This window comes from Parabacteroides sp. Marseille-P3160 (genome assembly GCF_900162725.1).
In the GTDB taxonomy this organism is placed as follows: domain Bacteria; phylum Bacteroidota; class Bacteroidia; order Bacteroidales; family Tannerellaceae; genus Marseille-P3160.
This window is the reverse complement of the sequence record NZ_LT799418.1, coordinates 3,841,637-3,855,965: the sequence shown is the minus strand read 5'-3', so window position 1 is coordinate 3,855,965 and position 14,329 is coordinate 3,841,637. Positions and strand designations below refer to the sequence as shown.

9 protein-coding genes and 1 pseudogene are annotated in these 14,329 nt (G+C 39.8%); 1 reads left to right on the top strand and 9 read right to left on the bottom strand.

Translation table 11 applies throughout. The annotated features are described in order from the left end of the window. Positions 1-16: 16 nt before the first annotated feature. A complete protein-coding gene (locus BQ8014_RS15420) occupies positions 17-421 on the bottom strand; it encodes a DUF3244 domain-containing protein (RefSeq protein ID WP_160150107.1) in 405 nt (134 codons plus the stop codon). A 244-nt stretch (positions 422-665) separates the two neighbouring features. After that, the gene (locus BQ8014_RS15415; RefSeq protein ID WP_080905132.1) at positions 666-2,516 is read right to left on the bottom strand and encodes a tetratricopeptide repeat protein; all 1,851 of its coding nucleotides are present in this window, start codon (positions 2,514-2,516) and stop codon (positions 666-668) included. 1,779 nt (positions 2,517-4,295) lie between these two features. Between BQ8014_RS15415 and BQ8014_RS20115 the strand changes: the two are divergent. After that, a pseudogene (locus BQ8014_RS20115) lies at positions 4,296-4,391 on the top strand (IS1595 family transposase); the annotation flags it as partial. Between the two features lie 413 nt (positions 4,392-4,804). Here the strand turns inward: BQ8014_RS20115 and BQ8014_RS15405 are convergent. The 7 genes from BQ8014_RS15405 to BQ8014_RS15375 form a co-directional block, all read right to left on the bottom strand. Further along, positions 4,805-6,904, bottom strand: a complete 2,100-nt coding sequence (locus BQ8014_RS15405) for a TonB-dependent receptor plug domain-containing protein (protein ID WP_160150106.1) — start codon at positions 6,902-6,904, stop codon at positions 4,805-4,807. Positions 6,905-6,908: 4 nt separating this feature from the next. Further along, positions 6,909-7,796 carry a DUF4249 domain-containing protein gene (locus BQ8014_RS15400; RefSeq protein ID WP_160150105.1) on the bottom strand — a complete coding sequence of 296 codons (888 nt, stop codon included), beginning with the start codon at positions 7,794-7,796 and terminating at the stop codon, positions 6,909-6,911. A gap of 69 nt (positions 7,797-7,865) precedes the next feature. Further along, complete coding sequence (locus BQ8014_RS15395; protein WP_160150104.1) at positions 7,866-8,462, bottom strand: outer membrane beta-barrel protein; 597 nt, start codon at positions 8,460-8,462, stop codon at positions 7,866-7,868. Between the two features lie 193 nt (positions 8,463-8,655). Next, positions 8,656-9,645: a DUF4848 domain-containing protein gene (locus BQ8014_RS15390; protein ID WP_080905127.1), complete on the bottom strand. Its 990-nt coding sequence runs from the start codon at positions 9,643-9,645 to the stop codon at positions 8,656-8,658. A 145-nt stretch (positions 9,646-9,790) separates the two neighbouring features. Continuing rightward, positions 9,791-10,192, bottom strand: coding sequence for a DUF3244 domain-containing protein (locus tag BQ8014_RS15385; protein WP_160150103.1), 402 nt, complete (start codon positions 10,190-10,192; stop codon positions 9,791-9,793). Between the two features lie 266 nt (positions 10,193-10,458). After that, positions 10,459-12,312: a tetratricopeptide repeat protein gene (locus BQ8014_RS15380; protein WP_080905125.1), complete on the bottom strand. Its 1,854-nt coding sequence runs from the start codon at positions 12,310-12,312 to the stop codon at positions 10,459-10,461. A gap of 373 nt (positions 12,313-12,685) precedes the next feature. Continuing rightward, complete coding sequence (locus BQ8014_RS15375) at positions 12,686-14,272, bottom strand: ABC-F family ATP-binding cassette domain-containing protein (protein WP_080905124.1); 1,587 nt, start codon at positions 14,270-14,272, stop codon at positions 12,686-12,688. Positions 14,273-14,329: the final 57 nt, after the last annotated feature.

Sequence of the window (14,329 nt, the reverse complement as noted above, 5' to 3'; positions counted from 1 at the left end):
GAGATAAATAATTAAGTTATTCGATAGTGAAAGATCCCCTTAGGTAATCTCCCCACTGATTTTCCAATTCTAATTGATAATTACCTGATCCATTTTGGCTCAGATCGATGATAATTAGTTGAGTCTCCGTTCTTGGAACGGTTTCTTCATAAATGACCGAAGCCTCTTTAGAGATACGTACCGTTATATCCGACCGTTGGGTATTACTTTGAATAAAAAGTTGAGAACCATTTATCCAAGCTCGTAGAGGGTAGGTGAAAAGAGAAGAACGCGACTGATGGTCTTCACTCCAGGAGCCTTTTTCAAATTCCACATCTTTGGAGTCCATTGTCCTTGCCGACAGACTCTGATTTATTACTCCACAAAAACTAAGTAGGGAGATGAAGCCTACCCATAGAAAATGTTGAATAGTACTTTTCATATGCATATATATTTATAAGTGAATAAAGCAATATGTATTTTACCTTATTAACAGGTAAATGATACGAGATAAAAATATAGACAATTTTTATTTCTTATTCATTTTTCAGGTGGACAAAAAGTGGACAAATTTCAAAGAGTTTGAAATATTAATAAGCTAATTACAAAATGTTTAATTAAAAACAGACCTGCCTGCAAGTGGACAACCATTTTACCAGGCCGTCCAAAATGTGCATTTGAAAGGATTAAAATTCCCAGAGGAAAGTTTCGACCGATCGTTTGTCCGCAAGAAAATGGAAAGATTGTTCGTTGATATGGTCACGGATCCGTTGTTTCCTTTTGGTCACGGAGGCGGGAGCTACCGACATCAGGGTAGCAATGACCGACAAAGGTAATCGCAACTTGATCAGGCAGCAGTATTGTATATCAACCGGAGAAAGCGTGGGAAACGCTACCTGTAACCGTTCGGTAAAATTATCATATAATAGATTGACCGACTTTATGATCTCCACCCATTGCTCTTCTTCTATCCGGTGGATTCCAGACCTAAGGTCCTTTAAGGCTTCTAATCTTTCTTCCAACAGGCTGGTTAGCTGTTTTTCACGACGTAAGAATGTAGTTGTCCGTGCCGCTACAGATTCCATGATCTTTGCATTATCGGCCTCCTTGATTTGTAAGGAATGAAGATGCGCCTGTATCTTTTCTTGTAATTCCTTGTTCTCCTGTTGCAACCGATCGTTTTTTCGCTGCATTTCCGCTATCTCTATCCAATGTTCGTCCGCTTCAGATCCTTCTTCCTGTTGGAAGGAAAGAGATTCTATCAGTTCCTTGTTATGCTGGATAATCATTTCATTTTTATATACCTCAGCGGAATAGTCTTGTATTTTCTTTTCAATCCGACGGATATATTGCTCTTTCCTGAATAATTTACGCTGGTAGAACGCAAAGAGGCAGATCGCAAAGAGAAAGACAAGCAATGTTCCTTTTGTCAATTTATCTTTTTCCATTATCAATTGATTATTGACATTGAGTAACTTCTCATGATCGTATTTTTTCTGTATCTCCAACAATTCCTTTTGGTGTGTAATGTGTTGAATAGAATCGGCATAAGTGAGATATAGCTCATTGTAATCGATTGCCGCCTTGTAATCTTTCCTCATTTTTTCCAGATTATATAAATACCAATAAGCCGACCAAAGAGTGTAGATATTATCCGCTTCTAATGCTTTCTTTAAATAGTAGACTGCCGAATCATTGTTTCCTATACGCCGGTAAATATCCCCCAAGGATAAATCCGCTTGGGCCAGATGCCCTAAATTGTATTTGATGCGAACCGTTTTTGCTTCTTGCAGGGATTCAATCGCTTGCCTGGATTTTCCCAAACGTATGTAAGCTCGTGAAATTTCCCCTTTCGCAATCGCATATTCCCGGTAATTTTGACTCTCTGCCGCTATCTTCATTGCTTCCTGATAAAAATAGGCCACACTGTCCCATTCTTCATACTGTCCATAGACACGTCCCAAATCCGATAAGCAGCGGGAGATCGAAGAACTATCTTTCGATTGGACCGCATAGTTATAAGCCTCTTTTAACCATGGTTTTGCCTGATCTTTTAATTCGGAACGATAAGCATAGTTCATTCCCAAATTAGAACAAATCTGTGAGAGAAAATGATAATCAGTTGTCTCAGTAAATTCCCTGGCCTGGAGATAATAGGAGACGGCTTTCTCCGGTTGATTCAAATCGGTGTATACCTGGCCGGCATAGAACAGGGCTTTCGCCTTCCTTTCAGGATCTTTTTGTTTTTCAAAATAGGAAAGTGCCCGGATGATTAAAGAGTCGGAAGTATGTTTGATGTAATTTTTGTCTTCGGCTTGGGTGACCAGTAAACACCAGGTGGCGTAGTTCTCTTTCGAGAGTTTTTCGGGGGAGGGAATCCGTTTCAGAAGGCGTAAAGCGCTGTCCGGATGAAGATCCATAATCTTTTCCGCCTGTACCAATCCGGATGGCTTTTCCGGACTTTCACGGCAAGAAAAGGTGTAAAAACCAAGTAAACACAGAAAAAACAAATCATATAGAAATGTTTTCAGTCCCATTTGTAGCTAATAAGCAGTCAATTTATGACGCAAGATAGTAAATTATTCGTGACATCCTAAAACAATACTCTTGGTAAATAATTAATTTAAAGAATCAGCACAATTTTAAAGGTGGACAAATTTTGGATTTCTAAAAACGTAATTCATGTGATATTAGCGATTTAAGCGAAATAAACTCGTCCGTAAGTGGACAAGCATTTTACCTTTATTCAAAAAAAGACTTTTAACCGGATTATTTATAAGTGGATGGAATGAAATTGAGTTCGGGCAATTTCCTCCTCCTTGCTTGATATGATTTTTTTGTTGCAACTGAATTAAAAAAGGGTTGATGCTTTTGATTCCCTTATTAGAATGAGTATGCAATTAGAAACTTCTTTTTATGGAGATGGAAGGCATCATCGGAATCAGGATAAATGCTTTATATTTTCCATTTTTCCGGTATACGGCATACGGATTTTCCCTGTTTGTTACGTTCAACAATGAAAACTGCCAGGTAAGGCTTCCGTGTTTGAGTTCCTTTTCAATGGTATAATTGGCATCCAAACGGAAATAGTCGTTCAACCGGATATTGGGATATTGGGGAATATAATCGACGGAAAAGATCTGATCCGCCTCGCTGTAGCCGCTGGGAAGAGTCGGTAGTCCCATCCCCGGATACGTAATTTCCGGCACATAATACGGATATCCGGTATTGTATTGAAGTTGTATAGAAAATGTATGGCGATTCTTCGGCTTTTTACGAACTATATAACCGGCAAAAACAGACAGGTCATGCGGAGTATCATATTTAAAAGGATAGGTTTTACTCCCAAATGAACGCCTCGACTTGGATAATGTGTAGGATGCCCATGCTGAGATCCTATTCCCTGAATATTCCGCCATTAACTCCATGCCGGCCGAACTTCCCTTACCCTGTTCGTAGTCCGTGTGTGAATCCAGATAGTATTCCAAATCTTTTATCAAGAGAAGATTCCACATAGATTTATAATAGCCTTCGAGCGAAAAGCTGAAATTGGAGTTTGTATAATTTTTCCAGCCGATGGAGAATTGGTCGGATCGAGGTAAAATATTCTCTTGAAAAGGAATCCAGTAATCCGTTTTTGAATTGTAATCCATTTCATTCACTGTATGTATGGGCTGGAACATGCGGTCATAAGCCAACATGAGTTTGTTTTTTTCATTTACAAACGTGTTTGCTTTTATCCGTGGCTCCCAAACGAATTTACGAACTTCCCGGTTATCATATAGAGAAGCACGAAAACCCAAGCTGAAAAGCCATTGTTTGTATTTTAACTCATCATAAAGATAAGCGGATGCCTTGAATAGTTTTAAACGATCCGTATTATATTCAATTTGTTTCCTATCAACCAACCGAAACGTGTAGTCCGGCGTATAAAGCTGATAGGCTCCTTCCGTTCCATAATAAACTGTATGATCGTGTTTTATTTGATGCGTAAAAGATATTCCTCCGCCGATTTCAGTTAGTAAGGAAGAATTTCCATTTTCCATTTTTTGGCTGAATCCCGGGNCGATTGTTTTTAGAAAACGACCTCCGTTTATATGATCACCTTCCTGAGAAAATATTCCCTCTGCGAACAATGTATAAATAAAAACGATCAACAATTTTTCCATAATGATAAATTATAAAATGATTATCCGCATAGTGTCTGTTAAATATTTAACATTATGCAAATGAATTTATATAAATTCGTATTTTGCTGAATTACAATATATTTATAGTGTAAAATCAAAAAGAAACATTATGAATATTCTGATTTCATGCAACGTTTCCCTAATGAAGCTTCTTGTATAGATTATCTGAATGAACAGAGGGAACAATCCGGTATTGTCTTCAATCAATGTGGTCGTAAGGAGGGAGCATATCTGAGGACCCTACCAAACTAAATACTGCTATAGTGTACTCTCATCAACAAAATTCATTAATTCTGAATATGAAATAACAGACATCGTTCTGGCCAATTCATCTAAATTTTTCTTTGTGATTTTTTATTTGTTTATTTTTTTATAGGTTAATAAATAGCTTTATTTAAAATCTCTTTTTCTTATTTTTTATTTTGAAATTACAACAACACTCAATATAAATAAAACGAATATAGTTAATAATATACAAATAACCAATTATTAATAAGGAATTACACAGAAAAACAAAAAGTGAATTATTTTTTTATGTTTTGCAAAACCATTAAACTGAGTTTTAGATAATATATCAAAAAATATTTTTCACCGGATTATTTATGAGTGGATGAAATGAAATTGAGTTCAGGCAATTAGAAACTTCTTTTTATGGAGATGGAAGGCATCATCGGAATCAGGATAAATGCTTTATATTTTCCATTTTTCCGGTATACGGCATACGGATTTTCCCTGTTTGTTACGTTCAACAATGAAAACTGCCAGGTAAGGCTTCCGTGTTTGAGTTCCTTTTCAATGGTATAATTGGCATCCAAACGGAAATAGTCGTTCAACCGGATATTGGGATATTGGGGAATATAATCGACGGAAAAGATCTGATCCGCCTCGCTGTAGCCGCTGGGAAGAGTCGGTAGTCCCATCCCCGGATACGTAATTTCCGGCACATAATACGGATATCCGGTATTGTATTGAAGTTGTATAGAAAATGTATGGCGATTCTTCGGCTTTTTACGAACTATATAACCGGCAAAAACAGACAGGTCATGCGGAGTATCATATTTAAAAGGATAGGTTTTACTCCCAAATGAACGCCTCGACTTGGATAATGTGTAGGATGCCCATGCTGAGATCCTATTCCCTGAATATTCCGCCATTAACTCCATGCCGGCCGAACTTCCCTTACCCTGTTCGTAGTCCGTGTGTGAATCCAGATAGTATTCCAAATCTTTTATCAAGAGAAGATTCCACATAGATTTATAATAGCCTTCGAGCGAAAAGCTGAAATTGGAGTTTGTATAATTTTTCCAGCCGATGGAGAATTGGTCGGATCGAGGTAAAATATTCTCTTGAAAAGGAATCCAGTAATCCGTTTTTGAATTGTAATCCATTTCATTCACTGTATGTATGGGCTGGAACATGCGGTCATAAGCCAACATGAGTTTGTTTTTTTCATTTACAAACGTGTTTGCTTTTATCCGTGGCTCCCAAACGAATTTACGAACTTCCCGGTTATCATATAGAGAAGCACGAAAACCCAAGCTGAAAAGCCATTGTTTGTATTTTAACTCATCATAAAGATAAGCGGATGCCTTGAATAGTTTTAAACGATCCGTATTATATTCAATTTGTTTCCTATCAACCAACCGAAACGTGTAGTCCGGCGTATAAAGCTGATAGGCTCCTTCCGTTCCATAATAAACTGTATGATCGTGTTTTATTTGATGCGTAAAAGATATTCCTCCGCCGATTTCAGTTAGTAAGGAAGAATTTCCATTTTCCATTTTTTGGCTGAATCCCGGGGCTTCCTGTTTATTCCTGTAATAATTGAAATTATTCAGGCTTGTATAATAAATCTTACCTGATAAGGATAGGTTGGCGCTTAATTGAGATTTACTTCGGAGTGAGGTCATGAATGTATTCCATCCATAACCATATTTCTCCTTATACTTTTCTTTTGTAAAATCATCCTTCTCATGATTCATCCCGTATAAATCGTCATAGCCGGAATAAAGTTGCCAAGTCAAATTGTTTTTATCGTTTATTTTCCAAGCCAGTTTCCCGTTTAAATCATAAAAGGAGATCATGGCATTTCCTCCGCTTCCTTCACCGGAAAGTTCCATAAAGCCATTGTACAGCAAATCGAGGAAAGAACGCCTCCCGGTAATGAGATAACTTAACCGGTCTTCGACGATAGGGCCTTCGGAAGCAATACTGCCTGCCAGAATACCCAGGGATGCCGAATGATGATACTTTTTGAAATCGCCTTCTTTCAAATCGACGGAGACTACGCCGGAAAGTTTGTCTCCATACGGGGCAGGAATGCCTCCCTTGTATAAATCTACGGAACGGAGGGCGTCAGAATTAAAAATGGAGAACAATCCGAATGTGTGGTTTTGGTTATATACCGGGACATCGTCCATCAGATAAAGTGTTTGGTCGTTCGTTCCTCCCCGGATATTTAATCGGGAAGAGCCTTCCATTCCTGCTGATACGCCGGGAAGAAATTGTAGTGTTTTTATGACATCCCGCTCCCCGAAAAATAAAGGAGAGAGTTGCAATTGCCTGATATTAATCCGCATGTTTCCCAGGCCGCGACTGTCGATATTCTTACTTCTTGCTTTTACCACGACTTCTTCCAGAAGTATCGGCTCTTTGAAGGCTGAATCACGAACCGTCAGTTGGGCAGAGACGGACAGGCTTGTGAGGCAAAACAGCGTAAACAAATTTCCCTTCATCTTCTCAATGATCATCTACAGGCAACCCGAACACAAAGTTTACTTCATTCATACCGGCAAATATGCCTAACCCGTTCTCCACATTCGTGTAAACTCCGTTCGGCTGGTAGAATACCGATGAAATATCTTCATCATACACAATCCTGTATTTTTGCTCATACAGGCTTTTATTGTATTTATCATACTCGGAGCTTGCCGTCATCAATTTGATCCGGATTCCGTTTTGCGAACCTTCCGGGTTATAATTACTCCCGTCCGCCACATAATTAGGCGTTAAAAGAAGTTCGGTAAGATGTGGGATGTTCTTGTTCTTGATCCGGAGGAATCCGTTGTAATAGATGGAACCCACGGTTTCATTCTTAGCTCCCATACCCGCTACACTATTTAATTTATCCACCAATACATTATTCGTGTACAGTTCATTATACTGGACGACCTTTCCGTTTTCAAACAACTGATAGGCCGTTATCCAAAGATACGTTCCTTCATTTTGAGGCCACTCGAAAGAGTCCAGCTTAACAATGTATTGGGATGTATCCCAATATTCCTTCCCGGAAAAAAAGCTCGCCCGGCAATGGATTGCATCCGGGATGCCGGTCTGTGCTTTTACCGTCTGCAATCCTTCATGGATAACCTCAATGGAATAAGTGGCCCCTGCTTGGGGATTGTACTGCATTACAAAAATGGAATCCGGACAGATAGCATCAAACAGGATTATGCCGTTTTCCCTGAGTACAACATGTGAACCGGTTAATCCTTTAACGATATAACTGCCTCCAGAATCCATTAATTCATACAAATGGATTTGAATGGGCTTACCGGGACTTAAATAACCGTTGACAACAATACGCTGTTGCTCTTTTACGAAAGATTCTCCTATTTCATAATCCACAGAACATGAGATAAAAAAAAGAAAGATAAAGCAGTATCCGAAAAATTCCAATCTCATTTGGTTGACAAGTTAGAACGGAATCCATATCGACAATTGCCAATCCCGGAATTTTCCTGATTTAATATAGTCTGTCTTTATTGTATTCATCAGGCCGTACTTATAGCTTATACCAAGCTCGAAAAGCTTGAAATGATAGGCCAGTTTACCGACAAGCGGTACGTCAAATTCATTATTACTGCTTTCACCGTCCTGTTTAAAATAGTAAGTAGGTTCTATGCCTGCACCGATGCTCCATGCTTTATAGATAGGATAATTGGCTGTCCCGCCGGCGGAGAGGAAATAATATTGTGAAGAAGCTTCGTAAAGAGGAGGTTCAGACAATGAATTACTGTAGGAAGAGTGCCATGATTTGATTCCCAGATTCGCATCTAAGTCGACGAATAAAGGAAGCACTTCAGCCGGACGGATACGAAAACGGTAACCAATAGAAAAATTAGATTTATAATCGACCTCGCTAAATTTTATTTTTTCTTGGGTTGACGGATTTATATCCGTATTCAGGCTACCTAGCCCCACACCGACGACAAGGCCGGACTCGATCTGGCCCTGCACATGTAATGACAAAGCACAGAAAACCGTAAGTAAAACCAATAATTTCTTTCTCATATTTTTAACTGTTTTCCATATTATTATAGACTTATAAAAAAATTCCATACCTTTATCGATCGTTTTTCAAAGGCTTTCATTCGCCTGCAAACTGTAAGAACACGTATTGGGCTAAATAAATCAAGCGAATATACAAAAATAGATTGCATAAAAGAGGATAGACAAACCTAAATCTACCCCCTTATTCTTTTTGTTACAAATCGACTCTAAAATAATATTTAGTAGCACCACACTCGGCACCGAAACCTTGGAATTGCACATACATCAAACCAGTAAATGGAACTGGTACCCCATTATCATATATTCTCGCCCACAAATAATCATGCGAAGAATAACCCGATTTATGGTAAGTTGCACCAGGTTCCCATCCCAATATAGTTTCAGAACTGTAATTATACCATGCGCCTAAAAATCCTTTTTTTCTGAAACAAACCTCAATCTGGATCTCCTGTAAGACTCCTGGAGAAGTACCTGGACGCACATGGGTATTTACCCAAAGTTTACGATCATTACATCTTACTTCTGGAAGCTTATTTAGTGGATAATCCGTAGTTGCTTTGGTTGTAAGAGTTGTATAATTTTCCTCAATTGGAGCTATTCCTAAATCTATTAATTGCTTATAAGAGTGGATATCTGTAAGATTAACGACTTTCCCATTAATTATAACTTCTCCTTTTGAATTTAATAGCTTCGCAATATTCTTATTGCTAACAGGCAAATATGCTGAATAATCGTCTCCTTCTTCAGGAAAATAAAGCATTGAATATTTCTTCTTAAATTCCTCATAACCACCGGGACTATCATAATACTCCTCAGCTTCATTCATCGCATTTACAAAATCATCATAGATGGAATGAAATCCATCGTCTTTTAAAGTTATATCTTCAGCAGAATCTATAATGTCATTATATACATTTACATTGTCACTTGTATATGGCATTAACTTCAACTTGCTTATGTTTACTTCTTGGTAGGAGGCCAATTTTGTGACGGCATCCTTAAACGCCGCCTCATTTTCAAAAGTTAAAACATCATTAACTTTCGTTACCTGAAGATTTAACTCCGAATTAAATACTGTAATTTCCTTTGAGTTCTCCACGTTTGTACCCAAAACGTCCAGGTCTGATTCACTGGAACATGCACCCAAGATCAGACACAATACAGGGATAATAATCTTTTTCATATTAGTTTAATATTAGGCCTTCTTATAGCTTCAGGCATTGCTTATATTTAACATCATTTTTAAATCCATTGGTATTCTTTATTAAAACATTTAATGTATAACAAATTAACAAATAACGTCTTTGCATAAAAGTGCTATCCCTTTATCACAAAGAAATCATAAAATATCCGCTCAAGTAATCTCCCCATTGATTTTCCAATTCCAACCGATAATCTCCTGCCCCGAATTGACTCAAATCAATTATAATCAATTTGGTTTCCGATCTTGGAACAGTTTCTTCATAAATAATAAAGCCATCTTTAGATATACGAATGGTTATGTCCGAACGTTGGGTTGTACTCTGTATAAAGAGCTGCGTACCGTCGATCCAAGCTCGTAGAGAAATGGTGGGAAAAGAAGATTTACTACCTTCTCTCCACTCTCCTTTGTCAAATTCCACATCTTCGGAATCCATTGTTTTTGCGGATAAATTCTGATTGATAACTCCACAAAAGCCAAGTAGGGAAATGAAACCTACCCATAGAAAATTTTGAATAGTACTTTTCATATGCATATATTATATTTATAAGTGAATAAAGTGATATGTATTTTACCTTATTGACAAGTAAATGATACGAGATAAAAATATAGACAATTTTTATTTCTTATTCATTTTTCAGGTGGACAAATAGTGGACAAATTTCAAGAAAACGAAAGTGACAATATATTGATAATAATGTGTTTGATAAAAAATAGACCCACTTAGAAGTGGACAAGCATTTTACCTTGCCTTCCGTAAGTAGCGTATCGGGGAGAGATCCGGAAGAAAATTACTTAAAATTCCCAGAGGAAAGTTTCAATCGATTGCTTATTTTCAAGAAGAGAGGGTGAGCACCTGCTAATCCGTTCACGAAGCCGCTGCTTCCGTTTGGTGACGGAGGCAGGCGAGACCATCATCAAAGAGGCAATAATAGAAAGAGGAAAACGCAATTTTATCAGGCAACAATATTGTATGTCATTAGAAGAAAGAGCCGGAATGACGGCTTGTAGTCGCTCCGTGAAGTTATCATAAATCAGGTCGACGGCTTTTATTATCTCCGGCCACTGTTCATCTTCTATCCGGTGAATTCCGGAGCGGAGGTCCTTTATGGCCTCTAATCGTTCTTCCAACAGGCAGGTTAGCTGCTTTTCACGACGCAAGAGTGTAGTGATCTGTGCAGCTATAGTTTCCATGGCCTTTACATTATCCGTCTCCTTGATCTGCAAGGAGCGAAGATACATCTGTATTTTTTCCTGCATTTCGTTATTTTCCTGTTGCAACCGCTCGTTTTTCCGCTGTATCTCCGCTATCTCTGTCCGGCGTTCATCCGCCTCATGTCCTTCTTCCAGTTGAAAAGAAAGAGATTCTATCAGTTCCTGATTACGCCGGATAATCGCTTCATTTTTATATAAATCGGTGGAATAATCCTGTATCTTCTTTTCAATCCGATGGATATATTGCTCTTTTCGGAACAATTTACGCTGGTAGAACGCAAAGAGAAGAATGGCAAAGAGCAAAATAAGCAATACCCCCTTGGTCAATTTATCTTTTTCTATTTTCAATTCGTTGTTGGCATTGAGCAACTTCTCATGATTGTACTTTCCCAGTATCTCCAACAATTCTTTCTGATGGGAAATCTGTTGGATGGAATCGGCATAAGCAATATAAAGCTCATTATAATCGATTGCCGCCTTGTAATTCTTCTTCTTCTTTTCCAAATTATATAAATACCGGTAGGCAGCCCGCAAGGTGTAAATATTATCCGTTTGAAGAGATTTTTTTAAATAATAGATTGCCGAATCGGACTTTCCCATTTGCCGGAAGGTATTTCCTAAAGATAAATTCGTTTGGGGTAGATATCCCAAATTATATTTGATGCGTATTGTTTTTTCTTCACGTAAGGACCTAATTGCTTGTTCCTGCTTTCCCAGATGTAGAAAGGCTTTTGATATTTCCCCTTTCGCTATGGCATATTCCCTCCAATTATGGCTTTCGGCTGCAATCCGCATGGCCTCCTGATAAAAATAAGCAACGCTGTCCCATTTCTCGTATTGTCCGTAAATGCGTCCCAATTCCGATAAACTATGGGCAATGTATGAACTGTCGTCTGCTTTGATTGCATAGTCATGCGCTTCTTTTAACCAGAATGTAGCCTGGTCTTCCATATCAGGACGATAGGCATAGTTCATGCCCAAATTGGAACAAACCAAGTAGAGAAGTGTATAATCGATCGACCTCGACAGAACCTTTTTCGCCTGGAGATAATAGGAGACAGCTTTCTCCGGTTGATTCAAATCGGTGTATACCTGACCGGCATAGAACAGGGCTTTCGCCTTCCGTTCAGGATCTTTTTGTTTTTCAAAATAAGAAAGTGCCCGGATGATCAAAGAATCAGAAGTATGTTTGATGTAATTCTTGTCTTCGGCTTGGGTGACCAGTAAACACCAGGCGGCGTAGTCCTCTTTCGAGAGTTTTTCGGGGGAGGGAATCCGTTTCAGAAGGCGTAAAGCGCTGTCCGGATGAAGATTCATAATCTTCTCCGCCTGTTCCAGTCCGGATAGTTTTTCCGGGGCATTACCACAGGAAAAACTACACAGGAAAAGTAAACAGAAACAAAATATATCGGTAAGAAAAGCCTTCCGTCTCATTGGTATCTCATAATGGAGTTGGTTTACGACGCAATATAATCATTTTTCAGCTACCTGCATAGCAACTTTGTCGCTCTCTTTGCGGAAGGTGTTCCTATCTATCCTTTTTTTCTTTCGTTTCTTGATGAACAGGTATAATCGGTTATGGGAAGGCTCGCGCCGAATAGGGTGGCGAAAAAGGCCAGAACTCTACCGGGCAAACCTAAGATATTATGTAAGTTGAATATTTTCTGCCGGATGCCCGTATGTTTCGGTCAATGGAAACGAATGCGTTTTTTAATCGCTTTACCCTGACTTTAATTTGAGGAGATTTATACCGGACGGATGAGGCCGATATCTTTATTTCCCCGGGAGAAACAGATATGGAGTATTTCTATTCTAAGGTAATACTGCCGGTAATACCTATTTCCTCGACGAAACTGCTGTCGTGGGAGATGACCAACAGGCTGCCACGGTAATTTTTGATGGTCCGGCTCAGTACTTCCAGACTGGAGAGGTCGAGGTTGTTGGTGGGCTCGTCCAGGATAATCAGGTCGGGCGTTTGATTGCTGATCATGAGACAACAAAGGTACAGTCTCATTTTTTCCCCGCCGCTCAACCGGTTGCACGGCTTGTCTATACTGTTGGCTGGAAACAGGAAGCGGTGCAGCCTCAGGCGGACTTCATGTTCGGGCAGGTGCTGGCGGTTATGCCTTCCGGCAAGTTCCGCGACCGTAAGATCTACGTCGACCTCCGAATAATTCTGGTCGAGATAAATCCGGTTGAAGTCCGTCCGGTAGATTTTGCCGGAGGTAGGGCAGAGGTCGCCTGTGAGGAGTCGGATGAGCGTTGTTTTGCCTGTGCCGTTATCGCCTAAGATATGGATCCTGTCGTTGCTGGACAGACGGAAATCGAGTGGCGATTTCCATAATTCCTTTTCCGCTTGATAGGCAAAGTTGATCTGTTTGGCCTCGACAAGCAGTTTGCCGGTGTGGAGAGACGCATTGTCGAAGTCTATTTTCAGTTCCTTCAGGATACCCCGTTGTTGTCTTAGTTCCGCTATTTTTGTTTGGTTGCCGTCTATGATTTCTTCCTGTTTCTTCTGAAGCCTGGAGGCTGTATTTTCAGACGAATTGGTCAGTGTCTTCTTGAAGATGCGAGGTACTTCCGATTTGTTTTTCTGTCCTTTGGCCAGTCGTTTCTCTTGGCGTTGTTTGACTTCCTGCGCTTTTTTGCGCGCTAACCGGAGTCTTTTCTCCTCCGAATCGATCGTTGCATCTAACGCATTCTCTTCAATTTCCTTCTGTTCTTTATAAAAAAAATAATTTCCTCCGTACGCTTTCATGCCCTGTCCGGACAGTTCATAAGTGAAGTGTAGCAGGTTGAGTAGCGTTATATCGTGGCTGACAACTACCAGGGTAGCCTTACTCTCCTCGATGTATTGATATAGGAGCTTCCTTCCCGTATGGTCGAGATGGTTGGAGGGTTCGTCCAACAGGATGATTTCCGGATGATGGATGGTTAAGCCGGCCAGGAAAACTTTTGTCTTTTCTCCGCCGCTCAAGGTATCCATCGGCGTATCAAAGCCGATGGTTGACAATTGCCAGTAAGACAAAGCCGCCCGGCATCTGGCCTCGATGTCCCAGTTGTCAGCCAGCGTATCATAATCGGCCGGATCCAGGCTTCCTTGGGTAATCGCTTCCAATGCGGTCAGTTCCCGGTTCACCCGTAACGCTTCTGCGACAGATTGGTTGAGGGTTCCGGTGTGTTGCGGAATGTAATAAGGTCGGGAAGGCGAATAAACGCTTCCTTCCGCCGGTTGCAGGATGCCGGCCATAAGGCGGAGCAAGGTCGATTTACCTACGCCGTTATCACCGACGACGGCGATTTTATCTTCTTTTCCTACGGCGAAATTAAGATGGCTGAACAACGGGGCTTGGTTTGGATAGTGATAAGTCAAATCACTGATAATAATACTCATAATTTACAATTAATAGAGCCTGCGCATACAGGCGGTTAAACCGAATAGATTTCAAGC

Bases quoted from the DNA above. Each gene is read 5' to 3' on its own strand.
- BQ8014_RS15420 (WP_160150107.1), bottom strand. From the start codon at position 421: ATGAAAAGTACTATTCAACATTTTCTATGGGTAGGCTTCATCTCCCTA.
- BQ8014_RS15415 (WP_080905132.1), bottom strand. From the start codon at position 2,516: ATGGGACTGAAAACATTTCTATATGATTTGTTTTTTCTGTGTTTACTT.
- BQ8014_RS15405 (WP_160150106.1), bottom strand. From the start codon at position 6,904: ATGAAGGGAAATTTGTTTACGCTGTTTTGCCTCACAAGCCTGTCCGTC.
- BQ8014_RS15395 (WP_160150104.1), bottom strand. From the start codon at position 8,462: ATGAGAAAGAAATTATTGGTTTTACTTACGGTTTTCTGTGCTTTGTCA.
- BQ8014_RS15390 (WP_080905127.1), bottom strand. From the start codon at position 9,645: ATGAAAAAGATTATTATCCCTGTATTGTGTCTGATCTTGGGTGCATGT.
- BQ8014_RS15385 (WP_160150103.1), bottom strand. From the start codon at position 10,192: ATGAAAAGTACTATTCAAAATTTTCTATGGGTAGGTTTCATTTCCCTA.
- BQ8014_RS15380 (WP_080905125.1), bottom strand. From the start codon at position 12,312: ATGAGACGGAAGGCTTTTCTTACCGATATATTTTGTTTCTGTTTACTT.
- BQ8014_RS15375 (WP_080905124.1), bottom strand. From the start codon at position 14,272: ATGAGTATTATTATCAGTGATTTGACTTATCACTATCCAAACCAAGCC.